The sequence below is a fragment of the Shinella sp. genome (assembly GCF_052438155.1).
Lineage (GTDB): Bacteria > Pseudomonadota > Alphaproteobacteria > Rhizobiales > Rhizobiaceae > Shinella.
This window is the reverse complement of record NZ_JBQVPI010000033.1, coordinates 26,721-43,294: the sequence shown is the minus strand read 5'-3', so window position 1 is coordinate 43,294 and position 16,574 is coordinate 26,721. Positions and strand designations below refer to the sequence as shown.

At 60.6% G+C, this 16,574-nt stretch carries 14 protein-coding genes and 1 pseudogene; 6 read left to right on the top strand and 9 right to left on the bottom strand.

The features are described 5' to 3' along the window. Positions 1-438, bottom strand: a pseudogene (locus ACT6VE_RS30380) (transposase); the annotation flags it as partial. A 1,273-nt stretch (positions 439-1,711) separates the two neighbouring features. On the opposite strand from ACT6VE_RS30380, the gene ACT6VE_RS30375 reads away from it, so the two are divergent. Continuing rightward, positions 1,712-2,191 (top strand): hypothetical protein, encoded by a 480-nt coding sequence (locus tag ACT6VE_RS30375; protein WP_444801981.1) that lies wholly within the window; start codon positions 1,712-1,714, stop codon positions 2,189-2,191. A gap of 78 nt (positions 2,192-2,269) precedes the next feature. Further along, complete coding sequence (locus ACT6VE_RS30370; RefSeq protein ID WP_444801980.1) at positions 2,270-4,330, top strand: sigma-54-dependent Fis family transcriptional regulator; 2,061 nt, start codon at positions 2,270-2,272, stop codon at positions 4,328-4,330. A 47-nt stretch (positions 4,331-4,377) separates the two neighbouring features. On the opposite strand, the gene katA is transcribed toward ACT6VE_RS30370, so the two are convergent. The 8 genes from katA to ACT6VE_RS30330 form a co-directional block, all read right to left on the bottom strand. Next, positions 4,378-5,868 carry a catalase KatA gene (gene katA / locus ACT6VE_RS30365; RefSeq protein ID WP_444801979.1) on the bottom strand — a complete coding sequence of 497 codons (1,491 nt, stop codon included), beginning with the start codon at positions 5,866-5,868 and terminating at the stop codon, positions 4,378-4,380. A gap of 95 nt (positions 5,869-5,963) precedes the next feature. Further along, positions 5,964-7,592: a molecular chaperone GroEL gene (locus ACT6VE_RS30360; RefSeq protein ID WP_444801978.1), complete on the bottom strand. Its 1,629-nt coding sequence runs from the start codon at positions 7,590-7,592 to the stop codon at positions 5,964-5,966. A 78-nt stretch (positions 7,593-7,670) separates the two neighbouring features. Beyond that, positions 7,671-8,468: an iron-sulfur cluster assembly protein gene (locus ACT6VE_RS30355; protein WP_444801977.1), complete on the bottom strand. Its 798-nt coding sequence runs from the start codon at positions 8,466-8,468 to the stop codon at positions 7,671-7,673. A 5-nt stretch (positions 8,469-8,473) separates the two neighbouring features. Next, positions 8,474-9,496, bottom strand: coding sequence for an amidohydrolase family protein (locus ACT6VE_RS30350; protein ID WP_444801976.1), 1,023 nt, complete (start codon positions 9,494-9,496; stop codon positions 8,474-8,476). 72 nt (positions 9,497-9,568) lie between these two features. After that, the gene (locus ACT6VE_RS30345; RefSeq protein WP_256115241.1) at positions 9,569-9,937 is read right to left on the bottom strand and encodes an MmoB/DmpM family protein; all 369 of its coding nucleotides are present in this window, start codon (positions 9,935-9,937) and stop codon (positions 9,569-9,571) included. 17 nt (positions 9,938-9,954) lie between these two features. Then, on the bottom strand, positions 9,955-11,013 hold the full coding sequence (locus ACT6VE_RS30340; protein WP_444801975.1) for an aromatic/alkene monooxygenase hydroxylase subunit beta: 1,059 nt from the start codon (positions 11,011-11,013) through the stop codon (positions 9,955-9,957). A 49-nt stretch (positions 11,014-11,062) separates the two neighbouring features. Next, on the bottom strand, positions 11,063-12,148 hold the full coding sequence (locus ACT6VE_RS30335) for an NADH:ubiquinone reductase (Na(+)-transporting) subunit F (RefSeq protein ID WP_444801974.1): 1,086 nt from the start codon (positions 12,146-12,148) through the stop codon (positions 11,063-11,065). 86 nt (positions 12,149-12,234) lie between these two features. Then, entirely contained in the window at positions 12,235-13,902 is a 1,668-nt protein-coding gene (locus ACT6VE_RS30330; RefSeq protein ID WP_444801973.1) for an aromatic/alkene/methane monooxygenase hydroxylase/oxygenase subunit alpha, read from the bottom strand. A 492-nt stretch (positions 13,903-14,394) separates the two neighbouring features. On the opposite strand from ACT6VE_RS30330, the gene ACT6VE_RS30325 reads away from it, so the two are divergent. The 4 genes from ACT6VE_RS30325 to ACT6VE_RS30310 are packed head-to-tail and all read left to right on the top strand — an operon-like array spanning position 14,395 to position 16,494. After that, positions 14,395-14,850: a hypothetical protein gene (locus ACT6VE_RS30325; RefSeq protein ID WP_444801972.1), complete on the top strand. Its 456-nt coding sequence runs from the start codon at positions 14,395-14,397 to the stop codon at positions 14,848-14,850. 28 nt (positions 14,851-14,878) lie between these two features. Further along, entirely contained in the window at positions 14,879-15,193 is a 315-nt protein-coding gene (locus tag ACT6VE_RS30320) for a hypothetical protein (protein WP_444801971.1), read from the top strand. A gap of 1 nt (position 15,194) precedes the next feature. Then, entirely contained in the window at positions 15,195-16,295 is a 1,101-nt protein-coding gene (locus ACT6VE_RS30315) for a WD40 repeat domain-containing protein (RefSeq protein WP_444801970.1), read from the top strand. A 19-nt stretch (positions 16,296-16,314) separates the two neighbouring features. Then, complete coding sequence (locus tag ACT6VE_RS30310; protein WP_444801969.1) at positions 16,315-16,494, top strand: hypothetical protein; 180 nt, start codon at positions 16,315-16,317, stop codon at positions 16,492-16,494. Positions 16,495-16,574 lie beyond the last annotated feature (80 nt).

Sequence of the window (16,574 nt, the reverse complement as noted above, 5' to 3'; positions counted from 1 at the left end):
TCATACCAGCGATAGAAGGTGGGCCGGGGGATGCCAAGCTTGCCGAGTGTTTGTCTGGCTGGCAGATGGGACTGCTCGACAAGTTGGATGATCTCAAGCTTTTCGTTTGCCGGATATCTCACTCCTCGTCGCCCCCATGCCCAGTCATGCTTTTTTTGAGCAGGCAGTTTTCCAGGGTGAGTTCGGTCAGCGCCTCCTTCAGGTCGCGGCTTTCACGGCGCAATACCTTCACCTAGTCGCCGGTCGCTGAGCGAGCGGGATCGCAGCAAGCCGTTTCTTGCCTGCTTCGAGGAATTCCTTCGACCAGCTATAATACAGGCTCTCGACAATCCCTTCACGGCGGCAGATCGCAGCAATGCTGTCCTCGCCGCGCAGGCCGTCCAACACGATGCGGATTTTGTCCTCAGCCGAATGGTGCTCGCGGGTGGCGCGGCGGATGTCTTTGAGAACCCGTTCGGCCTCCGGTTTCTGCGGCCCGGATTTTGTCTCATCTTCGCTTCCTTTGGGTGAGCTACGATGTGCCGAAAATCCTCTCTTCTCAATTAAACCAATTCTGTCGCATGGGCGCTGATGTCGGACATGCACCACCATTGCATCGGCGTCACTTCACCATGGGGAAGCCCGGAGGTGCCCATCGCCGGGCTGCACACGGACACCGGCGCTTCGCTGGGAAGGGCGGCGGGAGGGGCTGAAAGTGCCCACAAGCAACCAGAGCGGGGGCGGCTGTGGCTGCGGACTTCAAACCGCGCCGATCGTACAGGGGCCTGATCGAGCGTTACGAGGCGCTCCCGCGCCTTCAATTGCCCGAACTTCAAAATTTTACGGGTTGCGACACACACGCAACGGCGACAAAGTCGCGCGTTCGCGAGTATGACCGCGATCTGTATGCCTATGAGAGGACACGCATGGCTTATGATTGGACCGGCGAGGCAACCCGGAGAAAAAACCGCTCGAAACTGGCTTCTACAGTGCTTCTGAGCCTTGCCATTGTTGTCGGTGTCCCGGCGATGTTCGTGCCACTTCTTTAAGCATCCGACCGCCTTGAAGCAATCTAACGACGCTCGGTCGCAACCGTAACTCGCCCCATCACCGGTGGCTACGGAATCGTCTACACCCGGCGCAGGCCGGTCCGACTGCCGCCTGTGCGAGATTACTGAGTGGTTTCGAGCCGCAAGCTAGACAGCGGTTATCGCTATGAGCTTTTGATGGGATTCGAACGGCTGGCGCGAATCTGCAAGTTCTAAGGCATTGGGAAAAAGTGATTTTTCCACGTGCTTCCTGGTATCCGCCGTGAGCCGTACGCGTTGATCACTCTACAGCGCATCGCCGGAGCATTCACGTCGCGCCGCGGTCGCTCGAGCGGTTCAATCGCAAAACCGCACCGATCCCCAAGGTAGCATGTAGATAAGATCTATGGGAGGAGCTTGGCTGCAGGTGTAATTCTCCCTCTTGACATCAACGGTGGTGAGACCCCGCGTCTTGGCAAAAATTTACTGCGGGTTCAGCACCGATCAGTTCCCCGCGCCAAACCATCCGCCCAAGACCCACGCTCCGCTTGGTGTGGACCAACAATCTCGCTATGCAGCAGCCCGATACCACCACCGAGACCTTCCCGTGGTCTATATTGCCCGCTGGTAGGGGCGTGAAAATGTGGTACGCTTTTGCCATAATCGGGTGAGAAAATGCATTTGGACTGAATCTGGGAGGGTTCATGGTCGAAATATTTTCGAAGCGGGACGGACCGCGTCGGGAGGACGTGGAAGCCAGGCGACTGATAGAGCAGAACCGCGGGGTCATCACGAAGCTTGCAGATCACTTGAGCGGCGGCCGTTACTCGGAATCAAGAAAGCCGAAGACGGCCCCGCAGGCGGAAGGCCTTATCATCCATATCGGCGGCACGGCACCGGTCCACGCGCCGGAGCCGAAAATCCGCGTTACAGCCAATGGCCGTGTGATCGCCGTCGATGTTGGCACCGGGCGGCAATTGCAACATTTCGGCGATATTCGCGACCACAAGGGCGTGAGGCTGTTTGCCTTGGCGATCAAGGCCAACGGCTTCATTGCGCCGCTCGACGACGAAATGGCCGAGGCGCTCTCGGATATGAACGGCGTTCCCGTCGGACCGTCCTACGGCACCACGGACCTGGCAGCTGATATCGGTCTGCGGCTTGGCATCCCTCCTGAGACTTGAGGACGAGGCACACGCCTCCCTCCACCGCCGACCCATTTTGGCATCAAGTTCCCTCGAACGTGGAATGTGAACAGCCGTATGAGCCGAAATGTCGAAACGCCACGACAGCCGACAAGGGCCCGCCTGCCTGTCGCCGACGGCCTCGCTGGCGATGTTATGTTGGCGTCGATCTACGATGAGCGCGTCACCATGCGCGCGTGGGAATCGTTGGTGGAGGGCAGGAGCCCGTCGGCCCGCTCCTCGCTGCCGGTTCGCTCGGCGATCAACGATTCCTGGCAGCGCTGCGCCAAGGGCGGTATCGACGCACAGCGCAACGGGGCGCCGATCGAGACGGACAAGGATGCGGTCGAAGCCCTTGCCAGAAGCCGGCCGGAACTGCTGGCCGCCGCTGCCCGGCCCTTCGGGGAGATCGGCAAGCTGCTCGGCGGCACGGGCGCGATGCTGATGCTTGCCGATGGCGAAGGTGTCTTGATCAACGTCATCGGCGACAAGAAGACGATCTCCGATGGGATGGACATTCATCTCGGCGTTGGCGGAAAATGGACCGAAGATCTAGTCGGAACCAACGGTATCGGGACGGCTCTTTGGACAGGAGAGCCTGTGTTCGTCCATGCCGCCGAGCATTTTTGCGCGGGGATAAAGGCCTGGACCTGTGCCGGGGCGCCGATCCGCGATCCGTATGATGGCAAGGTCATCGGGGTCGTCGATCTGTCGGGCTATCCCGATATTTTCCGGCCGCACAACATCGCTCTGGTCACGGCCGCCGCGCGGGAAATCGAGCAGGCACTCGCCGATTCACAGAATGAAGAGCGGATGCGATTGCTTGAAGCCTTCATTGCCTCTGCGAGCCGGTATCGTTCGAACGATGGCGTCATGATCATCGATCGTCATGGCCGCGCCATCTACAGCAGCAACGTACCGGCAGCGGAAAAACAGCGGTTTGGCGAGACGATCCGCGGAGGCTCGGGGAACTGTCGGTTGCCGGAGCTGAGCAACTCCGGCTTTCTCGACAGCCTCGCGACCACGCTGCCCAAGGATATGCAATCCTGCCACATTTGCCCTCTGGAGCTGGATGGGGAGGTGCGCGGCGCGGCATTTGTCTTTCCCAAAACCGACGACGGCAGAACGGTCTCGATCGGCAGCAGACCTCAGTCCCAGCGGGTGAAGGACGAACGCGCGCTGATCATTGGGGAAAGCGAAGCCCTGCGAACGGCCGTGGAGATCGCCTGCAAGATCGGCGAGACGGAGGATGTGACATCGCTTCTGATCGAAGGCGAAACAGGTGTCGGCAAGGAACTCTTCGCCCGGCTCATCCATGCTGCAAGCCGTAAATCGGAAAACAGTCCTTTCATCGCACTCAACTGCGGCGCCGTCACCAAGGAGCTTTTCGGCAGCGAACTGTTCGGCCATGTCGGGGGGGCGTTCACGGGCGCATCGCGTGAGGGCAAACCCGGCGTCTTCGAACTCGCCAGCGGTGGCGTGCTCAGCCTCGATGAAATCGGCGAGATGCCGATGGACATGCAGCCCTTCCTATTGCGCGTGCTTGAAGAGAGAGCAGTCAACCGGCTGGGCGACAGCCGGCTGCGGCCAGTTGATGTGAGGCTTGTCGCCTCCACGAACCGCGACCTCAAGGTGGAGGTCGCAAACGGTCGCTTTCGCAAGGATCTTTTCTACCGCATCAGCACGGTGTCCATCTGCGTTCCACCGTTGAGGGCGCGCGGCAGCGACAGCCTGCTGCTGATCGAGCATTTCAATCGCAAACTGGCAGATCGCAGAGGGAGCCTGCCGCTCCGGTTCTCGAACCAGGCGCTGGACGCCCTGCTCGCCTATCGCTGGCCGGGCAATGTCCGCGAACTGCGTAACCTTGTCGAACGGCTGCACCTGCTTTCAAACACCGGGCTGGTGGGTGTCGAGGATTTGCCCGCCGATGTAATCGAACCGGCGCAGGACCGGACAAAGCCCCACACGGATGCAAACGACGCCGTCTTCAGCCTAGAGGATGCGGAACGCCAGGCGATCCGTTCTGCGCTGAGGGCCGAACACGGTAATCTCAGCAAAGTTGCCCAGCGCCTTGGCGTGTCACGGCCGACGCTCTACCGCAAGCTGGAGCAATTCGGCATCAAGCGCGGTTTCATCTGAATAAGGACATCCCGCGGCAATCGCTTGCCGCGGGATGTCGTCTGTTGTTACTCGGCCGCCTCACCTTCGCTGATCGTGTTGGCTTCGTAACCATGCGCGGCCTTGAGGGCTGTACGGACGCCGGCTTCGTAGTCCGCGTGAACACGCACGAAATGCACCATCTGACGCTCGATGATATCGCTCGGCACACCATTCATCGCGGCTGCGATGTTGGAGAACAGCCGCGCCTTCTGGTCCGCGTCGAACAGGTTGAAGAGGGCCGTGACCTGACCGTAGTCGTCATTGCCGTCGCGATGGTTGAAGCGCGCCATGGCGCCGTCGATCCGGAGCGGCGGCTCCTTGGCAGAGGGCACTTCCGCAGGTGAACCCAAAACCGTATTGGGTTCGTAGTAGGCATCGGGATTGCCGCTTCTGAGACCAAAATGGTTCATGTTGCCATCACGGTTGTAGTGATGGACCGGACATTTCGGCTGGTTGACCGGAAGCTGCTCGTAGTGCGTTCCGAGGCGGTAGCGATGCGCATCCGCATAGGAGAAGATGCGGGCCTGCAACACCTTGTCCGGCGAAAACCCGATGCCTGGGACGATGTTCGACGGCGAGAAGGCGGCGCTCTCGATCTCAGCGAAATAGTTATCCGGGTTGCGGTTCAGTTCCATCACGCCGATTTCGATCGGCGGATAGTCGCCATGCGGCCAGACCTTTGTCAGGTCGAACGGGTTGTAGCCGGTCTTTTCGGCATCCAGCTCCGGCATGATCTGCACCTGGACGGTCCAGCGCGGGAAGGCCTTGTCCTCGATTGCGCCATAGAGGGCTTCCTGATAGCCCTCACGCGTCCTTCCAATGACGGCTTCACCCTCTTCGTTGGTATAATGTTTGTGGCCCTGCTGGGTCTTGAAGTGGAACTTCACCCAGTGGCGCTCGCCGGCATCGTTCCAGAACGAATAGGTGTGCGAGCCGTAGCCGTTCATGTTCATCGGCGTCACCGGCAAGCCGCGGTCCGACATGAGGATGGTGACCTGATGCAGCGCCTCGGGCGACAGCGACCAGTAGTCCCACATGGCCGTCGCGGAGCGCATGTTGGTCTTCGGGTGGCGCTTCTGCGTGTGAATGAAATCGGGGAACTTGTAGGGGTCACGGATGAAGAACACCGGCGTGTTGTTGCCGACCAGATCCCAGTTGCCTTCCTTCGTATAGAATTTCAGCGCGAAGCCGCGAACATCGCGTTCGTGGTCGGCGGCGCCCTGCTCGCCGGCAACGGTCGAGAAGCGGGCGAGCATCGGCGTGACGGCACCGGGCTGGAGGCAGCTTGCCTTCGTGTATCTGGAAATATCTCCGGTGATGGTCAGCGTCCCATGCGCACCCCAGCCCTTCGCGTGGACAACGCGCTCGGGAATACGCTCGCGGTTCTGGTGGGCGAGTTTTTCGAGCAGTTGGTAATCTTGCAGCATGATGCCGCCGCGCGGGCCGGCCGTCAGGGAGTTCTGGTTGTCCGGGACCGCTGAACCTGCGGTCGTCGTGAGGGGTGGACGCGTCGTCATCATCTTCTCCAGGTTGCGTAAATCATGCGTTTGTCTTTCCGGCCAAATCGAGGATCTCGCGGCACGCTGTCCGACGAAACCCTCGACGCCATGTGTCACGCTCGGCCGAGCTTCTCCGCACCGCCGCCGAGCGCCGGTCCCTCGGTCGGATCTTCATCCTCCTCCAGATCACCGATCAGGGTCTCGGTGGTTAGGATCAGCGTGGCGACCGAGGCAGCGTTTCGAAGCGCCGTATAGGTGACGCGGACGGGATCGATGATGCCGGCCTCGATCATGTTCTGGTATTTGCCGACAGCGGCATTGTAGCCGTATCCGCTGTTGACCCGCGTCACTTCCGCGATGATGGCATCCGGATCGCCGCCCGCATTGGTGGCGATGCGCCATAGCGGACGCGACAGGACGGACTGGACGAGCCTCACCCCTTCCGCGACATCGCCGCTGACGGTCGCAAGCATCGCATCGAGCACAGGGGCGATCTGCGCCAGCGCCGAACCGCCACCGGCCACTACACCCTCCTCGGCCGCCGCGCGCACCGCATGCAGCGAATCTTCGATCAGCTGGATAGTCCGCTTCTGCTCCACGGGCGTCACACCGCCGGCATAAAGAATGGCGGAGCCACCGGAGAGCTTGGCAAGCCGCTCGCGCAGCTTGTCCTGCTCGATATTCGGCGGGGCCGCCTCGAACTGGCGCTGTACCTGAGCGCGGCGCGCGGCGATCGCCGCCTCGTTGCCGCCACCGCGCACGACGGTCGTGTAGGAGGCGCTGGTTCTCACCCGTTCCGCCGTGCCGAGATCCTCAGCCGTCACATCCTCGATACGCCCACCAAGGTCGCGCGCAATAACGCGTCCGCCCGTCAGGATCGCCAGGTCCTCCATCATGCCCTTGCGCCAATGGCCGTATTCCGGCGGATGAACGACGAGGTATTTGCCGGTCTCCTGCTTGCCGAGAAGCGCAAGCACGGCCTCAGGCGACATTTCCTCCGCCACGATCAGGAGCGGCCGTCTAGCCGCTTCGGCTAGACGCCGGACGGCATCAAGGGAGCGAGGATCCTTGATCTTCAGGTCGGTCATCAGGATATAGGGCCGGTCGAGAACCGCCTCCATCTTCTCCTGGTCGGTGACCATGTGATGGGAAAGATATCCGCGCTCGAACGACATACCCTCCACGACCTCCAGCGTCGTTTCTGTCGTCACGCTGAACTCGGTCGAAATGGCGCCCCTGGTGCCGACGCGCTCATAGGCTTCGGCTACCAGCGCGCCGAGCGCGGGGTCGGTGGCGGCGATGTTGGCGACGGCGGCGAGGCTGCCGTTGCGCGCCGGCTTGGCGCTCGCCTTCAGCGCTTCCACGATCCTTGCCACGGCCAGGTCGATGCCCCGGCACAGATCGACGGATTTGGCGCCGCGTTCGCCGGCCTCTATGCCCTTCTGGACGAGCGCATTGGCCAGCACGATCGCCGTCGTCGTTCCGTCGCCGGCGATTTCGTTGGTCTGCATCGAGACTTCGCGAACGACCTGTGCGCCCATATTCTCGAAACGGTCGTGCAACTCGATCTCCGAGGCGATGCTGACGCCATCGCGGGTGACCATAGGCGTGCCGAGCGGCCGGTCGATCATGGCATTCATGCCTTTCGGGCCGAGCGTCGGCTCGACCGCGGCGGCGAGTTTGCCGACACCGCGGGCAAGCGCGCGCCGGGCATCGGAATTGTGGAGCATAATCTTGGGCATAGGTCCTCCTTCCGCCTTACGGGCGGTTTGTTGATTTGGCGCCTCTTGCAGAAAGGCGTTGTTTTCAGTGCAGGCGTTTCAGGTCGCGTGCGAGGGAGCCGGCACGCGGTCCATGATGAAGTCGACAAGCGTCGGTTCACCGTCGATCACATCCATTTCCTTGTATCGCGTGTGCTTCAGTCCCCGGCAAAGCGCGCCGCTGAACTCCATGTTGATGCGCACGCTGCGCAGGTCCGCGAGATAGGCGGCGAGTGCCTCCACCGCGATCCGATCTCCCTCCCAGGTGACGAAGGCCGCAGAACCCGGTTGCCTGTCAGGCCAGCGGCCGAGCAGCGCGTCGCGATAGCGCGGCTTCTGCTTTGTCGCCTCGCCGGCATCAAAGCCGGCGGCGTCGAATTCGGACAGGTCCATGCCGACAATCTCGCCATCCGTAAGGCCCTGCTGACGCAGGCCCAGCAATACGGCTTCCTGGCGCCGCTTGAAAGCCTTTGCCCGAAATATCGCGCGCAAGCTTTCAAGATCCTGATCGCCGGCAAGTTCGCCGAAGATTTCACCAAAAGACTTTCCATCGGCGATGCCCCTGTTCACCTCTTCAGCAAACATATGATCGTGCAGCGTCACCCGGTAGGCGGGTGACCACGAAAGCCCATCGAGCGCATTGCGGATGCCGTCGAGCATCAGAAAGGCGAAGTTCGGAGAGCACCAGTAAGTGGGCAGGCGGAAATCGATGTGCACGCTGCCATCGAGCGCAAAAACGGCGCGCTCGACGAACCCCATCGCGGTGACCGGCTCGTCCAGTTCCGGATCGTTCACCTGTTCGAGACGCCGCCAGAGCTCCTCGCTCCGGCGGGCTGCGGACATACGGGTCTGCGTCATCATCCCTACTCCGCCGCGACGCTGAAGGGCGAGTTGGCGAACGCCGCCTTCTTCTCCTCGATGTCGATATCGTAGAGACGGGCTGCATTCAGGCCGAGGATCTTTTCCTTGATCTCCGGCGTGAGATCGACGCCACGCTCCTGCTTTATGTCCTCGGGCAGTTCGAAGGCCCAGAACTTCTCGACCAACCAGCGTGGGGTCCAGATCGCGTAGTCCGATCCAAACAGAATCTTTTCGGGACCCACCCAAAACAGCAGCTCGGAGATCACTTCCGCGAAATAACGCGGTCGCGAGTGGATGAAGGGTAGCGCCACGGCAAGGCCACCATAGACATTGGTCTCCTGCACGGCGATCCAGCAGAAATCGTCGAGGCGCGGTAGCCCGCAATGCTCGACGATCCAGTTGAGCTTCTGGAAATCCGTTGCCGCATGATCCACGTCATGCACGTCGAACGCATCCTTGTTGAGCGGCAGGATGGTCGGTCCCTTGTGGACGTGGACATTCTTGATGCCGAGCTTCTCGCACAGCTCGAAACACTTATAGGCCGCCGGGTCGTCGAGCTTCCATCCTTTGGAGGCACCGTTCCACTCGGCCGTGTACATCTTCACGCCCTTGATGTCGTAGGTCTCCTTCATGAAATGGATGTATTCCAGCGCCTTTTCGCCGTCACGCGGATCAAAGGAACCATTGACGATGAAACGCTCGGGATAGCGCCTGGCCATCTCGGCATTCTTCTCCACCGTGTTGAAGCCGTTCTTGTAGAAGTCCTTCAGATAGGTCGATTGCACGATCGCGATATCGTCCGGCCCGTCGATGAACAGGTCGTGATAGAGATCGTCGGCGCTGTATTTTTCGAATTTGCTCTTTTCCCAAAGCTGTTCCTTGGGACTGAGCGCCGTATGATAGGCGTAGAAACATTCGACGAACTGTTTGCCGTGAATGTTGCGCTGGTTTTCCGGGCTCCCATCCCAGAAATGGACGTGGCCGTCGACGATGAAGATTTCCTTGCCTTCCGGTGTCTTGAACATTGTCTGCCTCCAAAAACAAATGTGTTGAGCAATCCGGCGCACCGGGATGGTGGTGCGCCGGTCAAGGGGTCGTCAGATGTATTCGAAGACCTCGTCCATATCGCCGAACAGGATCACCTCGTTGTCGTCGATGCGCACCATCCGGCCGTAGTGGGTGGACGTGTTCACCTCGAAGATTTCCGCGGTCATCTCGCGGCCGAGATATTCGCTGATGTCGTCCATCTTGAAGATCAGCTTGCCGTTGCCGTCGATGCGGATCATCGCCGGCTGGTAGGTAACGGTGACGCCGGGCTTCTTGCCCATGAACTCGGCGATGGCCCTCGCCTCGACCGAGTCATTCATGGTGACACCACACTGGTGGGAGATCGTCTGTTCGAAGGTGATGTCCTTCATCGCCTTGAAGATGTTGGACTGCGACGCGTCGCGTGCTGCGGTAGACATGCTGAATTCTCCCTTGATTAGCGCTTGAGGCCGAGTTCGCCGAGGATCTGTGCGATGCGCTCTTCGGAAGAGGCCCGCACGTCCTGGAAGGAAATCGGCTTGGAATGCGGCATCGACCAGATCGGCTGGAGACCGGTGGCTGCCTTGTCGGCGAGCGCGCCGTGCTTCTTGACCCAACCCTGGAACAGCGCCTTGTTGGCGGCACCATGGATCTCGTCATTGGCGAGCAGGTAGATGAGGTCGATCGTGTTGGCGAGGTTGCGCTCGTAGTCGGCTTCTGCGGCCGACACCACCGGCGGGGTGATGAAGTCGTGGTTGGCGGCCGACGCCTGCATCAGAAAACCGGAGCGGAACAGTTCACCGACCAGCGGTTCGAAGACGATATTGATCGCGAAATACTGTTCCAGATAGTCGGTCGCGCCCATGATGGTTTCGATGGCTTCGCGCGTGCCCTGCCAGACGCTGTCTTCCAGCCAGTGCTTCTTACCCAGTTCGTCGTCCCAGCCGGGAATATCCATGCCGATTTCGGCAAGATACAGCGTGATGTCCTGCGCGAGCCGGAGCTTGTAGGAGGAGTTGGTCAGCGTGGCGTTGTTGATCATCTGGGTGTAGCCGTAGCGCTGCGCCTGCATCAGCGAGGTGCCCAACCCGAATTCGGCATGTTTCCATGCGCCCAGATGCGCCTGCAGGATCTTGACCCAGGTCTTGTCGAAGGTTTTCGGCGCGCCGGCCCGGCGGGCATTGGCGATCACGCTCTGCACCATCGTCTCGATCTTCGACTGGCGCTGGTAATGGGTACGCTCCCATTCCTGGTCCGGCGCGCGGAAGGCATGCCAGTTGGAGCTCCTGGCCGCCGTGTTGTCCTTGACATAGGCGCCCTTGCCATCGGCGAACGAGATGATCCAGTCCTGGATCAGGTAGCGTTCCGGATCGGGCTGAACGTCGACGGTGACGTCCTCGTAATGGGTGGCGCGCTGGCCCTTCGGGTCGTAATAGCGGTATTTCCGGCTGTCGGAATCGGCGAAGACCGCGGAACCCGCCGCACCCGATCCTGTTGAAGTCGCTGTCGCTGTCATGGTTTCTCACTCCCTTTTTGCAGTTGGCTTTCGGACCTCGATGGTCGTTTCAGTGGCCAGGCGTGGTGGCGCCGGACGAGGTGGTGAACTTGTCGAAGAAGATGCGCTCCAGCTCGAAGCCGTTCATGAAGAGAACCGGCTGCAAGGCGTCGATCATCGGAGGCGGGCCGCAGGCATAGACGTCACCCTCGCCGTCGATACCGAGCTGTTTCAGAATGGCGTCGACGCTCTGATGGACAAAACCCCGTTCGCCCTCCCATCCGCTCGCCTCATCGGCATGCGACAGGACCGGGATGAAGGTCACGTCCGGATAGGCGCTGAGGAGTTCCTCTATCCGGTCGAGATAGAACAGGTCGTCGGGCGTGCGGGCGCCGTAGAAGAAGTAGACCGGACGCGTCTCGCCGCTCTTCACATGGTCGTTGAGGATCGACCAGACCGGCGACATGCCGGAGCCGGCACCGACCAGCACTAGCGCTCCCTGTCGTTCCTCCCGCCGGAAGCAGGTTCCATAGGGTCCAACGACTGTGACTTCGGCTCCAACCCGGATGCCTCCGGAATCGAGTTCTCCGGAGAACTTTCCTTCGGGGTATTTCTTGATGATGAAGGAGAGTTTCTGGGTTTCGTGCGGCGTATTTGCCATGGAGAACGAGCGCGTAATCGTCTCCCCTTTTTCCGTGGTGACTGTGATGTCGACATATTGCCCCGCCCAGAACTTCATCGGGGAGCTGAGCTCGATCTCGATGCCGCGGATATCGTGGGTCAGGTTTTCCTTGGCGGAAATCCGGCCGCTGAATGTCTTGACGGCAATCGATTTCGCCAGAACCTCCTCGTCGTAATTGAGAAGTTCGACTTCCATGTCGGAATAGGCGATCGACCGGCACAACAGGATGTGGCCGGTATCCTTCTCCATGTCGTTGAGGGCGAAGGTCGAATACTTGAGCATCTCGACTTCGCCGTCGAGCAGCACGCACTTGCAGGCGGAACATTGCCCTTCCTTGCAGCCGTGCGGCAGCGCGATCCCCTGGCGGAACGCGGCGTTGAGAACCGTCTCGCCATGTTCGACCTCGAACTCGACGCCGACCGGTTCAAGACGGACCTTATGTGCTTCCTGATGTCGTTTTTGAGCTTCTGCCATGCTGGAACCTCCCAATTCCCGATCCCGGACTGATGCGGAGGCCGGCCGAAACCGGCCTCCGCGGGTCGTAACCCGGTTAAAAGGCCTCAGTTGATGGCGTTGATCTTGAAGCCCGCGCGATACTCGGCGAGGTGCTGCTCACGGGCGGCCGGCGACATTTCGCGCAGCAAGGTCAGCGGCGACTGGATGGTGTGCCCGCGGATATCGTCGAGGGTCCACATGTCCTTGGCGTCGAAGCTCAGATGCGGTTGCGGAATGAGCGTCTTGCCATCGGAGCGGATGAAGTTCAGGTCCTTCATCGCATCGCCGAGATCCCAGCCGTGATAGAGGGTTTCCCATTCGCGCTTGCCGCTGAAGCGGCCCATGGCAGGCGTCGGCCGGCCCTGGTACTCGTCGGAGAACGCCTCGACGGCGGTCCAGCGGTCCAGTTCATGGGCGAAGGTATGGATCTGCCCGTCGATCTCGTCGACCACGATGTCCTCGCGGATGAGGCAGGGCACCAGGCAGCTCCAGCAGCGATGCGGATAGACGTAGCCGACATCCTCGTTGAAGGTGATGATCTTCTCGCCGCGCTTGCTAAGCTTGGCATGCCACTTCCAGAAGTCGCCGAATTCGGCATACCAGCCAGGATACTTGTGCTCGAACCACTCGAAGTCCTTGTCGGTCTGGGCTTCGATGCGCCAGAAGTTCAGCGGCCAGCCGACCGTGAAGAACTGGGCGACCTTATGGACGTAGTTCTTCTTGGTGATGCGGTTCCAGGCTTCGTGGACGTCATCATGATGAACCTTGATGCCGTATTTTTCGAGCGGCAGCATGTAGGTGCGATAGTAGTCCTCGAAGATCCAGCGGTGCCACATCTCCGCGTAGGATTCCTTGTTCTTGTCGCGGTTGGTGGTGCCGTATTCGATCAGCGTACCGATGGCGGCATCGACGATCGCGTGGTTCTGCCAGAAGGCGTAGCGCAGGTCGCGCTCCAGAAGCAGGTGGTTTTCCGGCTCCTTCAGGGCGGCCATCAGCAGCGAGTGGCCGTTGCCGATATGGCGGCTTTCATCGGACTGGACCGACAGGAACACGGTCGGCAGCGCGTAGTCGCCGTTACGCGCGGCTTCCGAAGGCATGGCTACGAACAGGGTGTTGGTGAACGCCGTTTCGGCGACCACGGTCAGGTACATGCAGGCCGACGTCATCACGTCGCCGGTGATGAAGCCTTCGCCGAACTGGCGGCCGATGGTCGTGGCGTAGCACTTGCCGAAGGCTTCCTCGGTGATGTCGAAGCCCGCCGGGTCGATGTAGTTCTCCATGTACCATTTCTTGAGGTTCATCTGGATGGTCGAGTGACGAAACTCGTCGACCATCTGCATGGTGAAGCCGGTGCGCAGGTCTTCGCCGGGCGCGATGCGCGCCACCATCGCCATGGAGCGGGCGGCCGAGATTTCCGGGAAGGGGATGATGGCGAGGAACAGCTTCATCCACTCCACCCAGCGCGGCTGGACGTTACGGAACATGTCGCCGCGAAGGGCGGCATCGAGCGCGCCATAGACGCGGTTGTCCTTTTCCTCCTGCATCGGGAAATAGGACCGCAGGACCTGCTTCATCGGATCGCGCGGCGCCTTGGTGATCTTGTAGTCCGTCGGAAACGTCATGGCTTCCTGGACATAGGTCGGGTTCCAACCGAGGTCGGAAATCTTCTTCGTCGCCTCGCCGACGGATATGCCGCGCTGCGAAGTAATCTTGTTGAGCGTCAAAGACGACATCGTTATTTGCCTCCACTGTGTTTGAACCGCGAGCCTCCCGGCTCCGGCTGGAACGGCGCCATCAGCACCGCGAGCGAAAGTTGACATGGCACGGCAAAGGGTGGCGCCCGGGGCGCGACCAAGGTCCGACCATTCAAGTGGATCACGGCAAAGGTTTTTGGGGGAAAGGCCCAGTCACTCCGAACACGGACTGTTGCGAACCTGTACCCCCACTCCTTCGTTCTTCTGGCGTCGCTTCAAGCGCGATGGCTTCTTGTGAAATAGACGTTGCAAAGCCCGTGCCAGTTTAAAAACGCCCGACAATCCACGTCTCGCAACAATTGGACAATCAAAAGTGTAACGTTATTTTACAATCGTAAATTACAACATGTAACGCATTAAATACTTAGCACATGCAGCATAAATTCATTTGAATCGAAAATAAAACACCATTGGACATGAATTTATTCTTTACCTATATAAACCACTTCATTCTCAATTCGGAAGACAGCCATGGCAGACGACGATGATCCGGCCGCAGGAATGAGCGCCGGCGAGGATGTCAGCACCGCACTCGCACGGCTCATGCAGCGGGATCTGGTTTTCGCAATGCGCTTCGTGGGGGAGAGGCAGCACCTGATGCAGGCCCACTTCCAGCAGTTCATTCTCCAGGAACTGGCGATGGCCAGTATCACCCCCGAAACCCATCCGATGCTTCATATCTTTGCGGAAAAACACGCGCTCATGCTGCGCGACTTTGTCTTCTCCGGCGTCTCGCTTTCCCGGCAATTCCGCGTCGAAGAGATGGAGCAACTGACCGGCGACACGATGATCCGGGTCGATGTCTGGGATCAGTTGCGCAGTCACGTTTCCATGGCGGAACGGCAGTTCAGAACGCAACTGCCGGACCTGCCGACCATCCTGGAAGCCTGGAAAGCGCCGAAGACCGGCGGCAGCACCCGCCGCTGAACACGCCGTCATAGTCAGGAGGATTTCGATGTCCATTCAAAACCGTTCCGCTCTCGATCTCATGCGCCACCGCGTCGATCTCGTCGGTGCCGTATCGGCCCTGACCGCGAAGGCCCTGAAGCTGACCCAGGCGGTCTCCGGGGCCGAGATGGACATCCTGCGCCTCGAGCTGGAAATCGGCCGCGATCCCGCAAACGAGCAACTGGTGCAGGAATTGCATGACCGGGAGGAGAGCGCCGCCGCGATCCGCGAGGAACAGACCGGCTGCGCGCAAGACATCGCAGCGGCAGACCGGGAGGTCGCCGCACTGGATGCGCTGATCGCGGCCGCAAAGGGAGGATGAAATGAACCAGCAGACCATTCCCAACGTCACCCTGTTCGATCTCCTGGCGCGCAACTGGCAGCGCCCGGCGCCAGTCCGCCAGCTCTGTTTCAACGAGGACGACACAATCCTGGCGATTGGTTCCACCGATGGCGCGGTGGCCCTTGCCCGCATCGGCGACAACGAACCGCCGGAATCACGCATCGTGATCGACAACGGGCAGACGACGATCTCACCGCGCCAGGGCAATCCCTCGCCGTTAATCAGCACCCGCATCCAGGAAGGCGCTACCCTTTCGGCCTATCGGGACGGCACCTTCCTTGTCTCGACCGCCAGCGGCGAACTTCTCCACGTCACGCGTTCCGGCGAGATTTCGGGAAAAGTCCTGTCCGATAGAACTCCGATTTCGGCTTTTGCCCACAACCATGCGGCAGGCCTGACAACGGCGGTCGTCAGACGGCGGTTGCGCCTGCAATCCGGCGAACCCACCTCGATCCGAGAGATCGATCTTGGCGATCTGGCGCCCGTGCTCATCTCGCTATCGGACGATGGCAGCCTGATCGCCCTTGCCGGCCCGGACAAGTTGAGCGTTCGGCGCATCGGCGACGATTCCGGCCCGCTATGGGAAACCGGCCTTTCATCACCGCCGCTGTCGCTGAAATGGAGCGCGGACGGCAGATGGCTCGGCTGCGGGCAACACGCCGGCGTCCTCTGTCTGCTGGATGTTGAAACCGGCGAGAGCATCGTGTTCGGCGATTTTCCAGGCCAGGTCGGGTCGGTGGACTGGAGTGAGGCGACCAACACCATTCTTGCATCCGGCGCCTATCGCATCGCCGGCTGGTCGATGACGGCGGCGCTTGCCAAGCCGCTAGCAACGGGACGCGCGGGCTTCGTCCCGGTGGAGGCCGTGGCCGCGCATCCGGTGAAGGCACTGGTTGCGGCAGGCTATGCAAACGGCCGGATTGCCGTCGCCGAGATCGGATCACCGGAGGAGTTGACCATCCGGGACATCGGCGGACCCGTCACGGCGCTGGAATGGTCAGCAAGCGGCCGCTATCTCGCGGCGGGCGATGCATTGGGCAACACTGCCATCATCACCTTCCCCAATGAAATCTTCAAATAGCAAACAGCAGGAGGACATCATGCAAGCAGAACAACGCACAACGGACGACACCAGCAAGGACGCCTTTTTCGAGCGGATCGCCAAACTGTCGGAAGAAATGATCGCCGTGCATGGCAAGGACTTCAGCATGGGCGCGCTGGTGCTCGGCGCGCGCTGGATCGCCGAAGGCCGCGTCGAACCCGAGCGCAAGGACAATTGAGCGCCGCGCAACACCATCTCGCGGACAGCATCCGGCGAGGCCGGTATCAGCAGATGTTGCCCGTCTGCCGATACCGGCCT

Coding starts and splice junctions, on each gene's coding strand:
- ACT6VE_RS30375 (WP_444801981.1), top strand. CDS start 1,712: ATGGTCGAAATATTTTCGAAGCGGGACGGACCGCGTCGGGAGGACGTG.
- ACT6VE_RS30370 (WP_444801980.1), top strand. CDS start 2,270: ATGAGCCGAAATGTCGAAACGCCACGACAGCCGACAAGGGCCCGCCTG.
- katA (WP_444801979.1), bottom strand. CDS start 5,868: ATGACGACGCGTCCACCCCTCACGACGACCGCAGGTTCAGCGGTCCCG.
- ACT6VE_RS30360 (WP_444801978.1), bottom strand. CDS start 7,592: ATGCCCAAGATTATGCTCCACAATTCCGATGCCCGGCGCGCGCTTGCC.
- ACT6VE_RS30355 (WP_444801977.1), bottom strand. CDS start 8,468: ATGACGCAGACCCGTATGTCCGCAGCCCGCCGGAGCGAGGAGCTCTGG.
- ACT6VE_RS30350 (WP_444801976.1), bottom strand. CDS start 9,496: ATGTTCAAGACACCGGAAGGCAAGGAAATCTTCATCGTCGACGGCCAC.
- ACT6VE_RS30345 (WP_256115241.1), bottom strand. CDS start 9,937: ATGTCTACCGCAGCACGCGACGCGTCGCAGTCCAACATCTTCAAGGCG.
- ACT6VE_RS30340 (WP_444801975.1), bottom strand. CDS start 11,013: ATGACAGCGACAGCGACTTCAACAGGATCGGGTGCGGCGGGTTCCGCG.
- ACT6VE_RS30335 (WP_444801974.1), bottom strand. CDS start 12,148: ATGGCAGAAGCTCAAAAACGACATCAGGAAGCACATAAGGTCCGTCTT.
- ACT6VE_RS30330 (WP_444801973.1), bottom strand. CDS start 13,902: ATGTCGTCTTTGACGCTCAACAAGATTACTTCGCAGCGCGGCATATCC.
- ACT6VE_RS30325 (WP_444801972.1), top strand. CDS start 14,395: ATGGCAGACGACGATGATCCGGCCGCAGGAATGAGCGCCGGCGAGGAT.
- ACT6VE_RS30320 (WP_444801971.1), top strand. CDS start 14,879: ATGTCCATTCAAAACCGTTCCGCTCTCGATCTCATGCGCCACCGCGTC.
- ACT6VE_RS30315 (WP_444801970.1), top strand. CDS start 15,195: ATGAACCAGCAGACCATTCCCAACGTCACCCTGTTCGATCTCCTGGCG.
- ACT6VE_RS30310 (WP_444801969.1), top strand. CDS start 16,315: ATGCAAGCAGAACAACGCACAACGGACGACACCAGCAAGGACGCCTTT.